General features: G+C 65.4%; 3 protein-coding genes. 1 reads left to right on the top strand and 2 read right to left on the bottom strand.

Translation table 11 applies throughout. The annotated features are described in order from the left end of the window. The coding region (locus AB0L58_RS42985; protein ID WP_364397519.1) for a C40 family peptidase at positions 1–371 on the top strand (371 nt) is incomplete at its 5' end. Between the two features lie 6 nt (positions 372–377). Here the strand turns inward: AB0L58_RS42985 and AB0L58_RS42980 are convergent. Beyond that, the gene (locus AB0L58_RS42980) at positions 378–1,391 is read right to left on the bottom strand and encodes a transglycosylase SLT domain-containing protein (protein ID WP_364397517.1); all 1,014 of its coding nucleotides are present in this window, start codon (positions 1,389–1,391) and stop codon (positions 378–380) included. Positions 1,392–1,612: 221 nt separating this feature from the next. Next, positions 1,613–1,983, bottom strand: a 371-nt coding sequence (locus AB0L58_RS42975) for a transglycosylase SLT domain-containing protein (protein WP_364397514.1), incomplete at its 5' end; no start/stop codon positions are given.

Genomic DNA, 1,983 nt, shown 5'->3' with positions numbered 1-1,983 from the left:
GCGGATCGAGCAGCGAGGCCGCCAAGACGGCGATGAAGGTCGCGCTGGCCCAGCGCGGCGACCCCTACGAGTGGGGTGCCGAGGGGCCTGGCTCCTTCGATTGCTCCGGGCTCATGCAGTACGCGGCCGCAAAGGCGGGTGTGCAGATCCCTCGCACGGCGGCAGAGCAGTATAAACAGTTGCCGAAGGTCAAGTCGTCCGATATTCGTCCCGGCGACCTGATCTTCCCCGACAGTGAATTCAACAACGGCAATCCAGGGCACGTCATGATGTACATCGGGAATGGTCAATGCGTGGAAGCACCGCGTACCGGATTAAACGTCCGAGTGACGTCTCTGCCGAAGAGTTACCACGCGACTCGGTATGCCTGAGGCCGTTCAATAACCGACGTATGAACCGCCTTCGTGCAGGTTCGCCACACCGGGGACATTGCTGACCGAACCGTAGCGGTGGATGGCATAGCGCACCCCGGCGACGATATTGTCGACCGGATTCCAGATATCGCGATGTCCTGGAACGGAATACGCGTTGAAGGTCGGATCGATGGTTTGCATCAGCCCCTTCGACGGAATTCCCTTGGCGGCGTTGCTGTCCCACAGATTGATGGCGTTGGGATTGCCGCCGGACTCGTGCTGGATGATGGTCGCGATATCGGCGGCGCTGATATTCCTGGTGTCGTAGCCGTTTTCGCGAAGGACGCGCAGGGCCTCATTGATCCACTGCCCCTGTTGCCCGGACGGGCGGGTGCGCGGTGGGCCCCCACGTCGGACCTGGGTATCGGGATGGCTGTTGCGGCGTGGTGCGGTCGGCCGTGCGGGCCGTGAGTTCTGCAGATACCGGGTGCCGAGAGCGGCGATGCGGTCCGCGGTGAGCGCGGCGGCGAGTTGCCCCTGTCCGAGCACGGTGCCAGCACGTTGCAAGGCGTTGCCGAGTGTGGCGATCACCAGTTGCCGTCCGGCGGCCGAATCCGCGACGGTGCCCAGTGCGGTCAATGCCGTGTTGACCTCGGCGATGATCGAGTCGATGGCCGCGCGCCCCTGGATGGTGGTCTCTGCGGCGCCGCCGAGGAGTCGACCCAGCTCGGCATTCAGTTCTTGATGCGCGTCGGTCTGTCGAGCCCTATTGTCCTGATCGGCCGCATACCGCGGACCCATCTCCCCGTTCAGCATCGGCCCTGCGGATTGTCCGGTGGTCAGGCGGGGCGGCGAGTACGCCTGTCCGGTGTCCGCGGTGGGGGAGCCGTCGCCGTACTGGGCGGCGATCGAAGCCAATGCGCCGAGTGCCGCGGCCGCGGCGGGCGTGCTTGCCGCGGCCTGTAAGGCCAGCGCGTCCGGTCTTCCGTTTGCGGCAGATGAGGTTGTGGGAGTCGAATCGGCCACCGGGGCCGCCACGGGGCCGCCTCTGGCCAGTGGCGACGGCTGGCCCGGGGTAGCGGAAGAGGGCGCGCTGGTAGGTGAAAGCCCAGCGGCACGTTGGCCGTTGGTGCGTGCACCGCCGGCCGGTTTGCGGCGCGGGGCAGTGGTCGTCGTGCGCTGGTCGGCAGGCCCAATGTCCTCGGCGCTGCGCTCCGGCGGTTGCGGCGATTGCGGTGGTTCGCGCGTCGGCGACGACATCAGTACCCCACATAGCTATGGCCGTTTCGCACAGCCTCGACACCCGGTACGTTGCTCACCGATCCGCATCGGTTGATGGCGTGCCGGACGCCCGCGACGATGTGGTCGACCGGGTTGTAGATGTTCTTGTGCCCCGACGCGGCCCACTGATTGAACGTCGGGCCGATGGTCTGCATCAGCCCCTTCGACGGCGTTCCGTTCGAGGCATTGCTGTCCAAGTTGTTGATCGCGTTCGGATTGCCGCCCGACTCGTTCCGGATGATAATCGCGATGGCCTTTGGATCGATCTTGCTGATGTCGTAGCCCATCTGCTGCAAGACCTGTAGCGCCTGCCGGATCCATTTACCCACCGTACCGCCGACGGTGCTTG

Source organism: Nocardia sp. NPDC052112 (genome assembly GCF_040680135.1).
Lineage (GTDB): Bacteria > Actinomycetota > Actinomycetes > Mycobacteriales > Mycobacteriaceae > Nocardia.
This window is presented reverse-complemented; position numbering and strand designations above follow the sequence as displayed.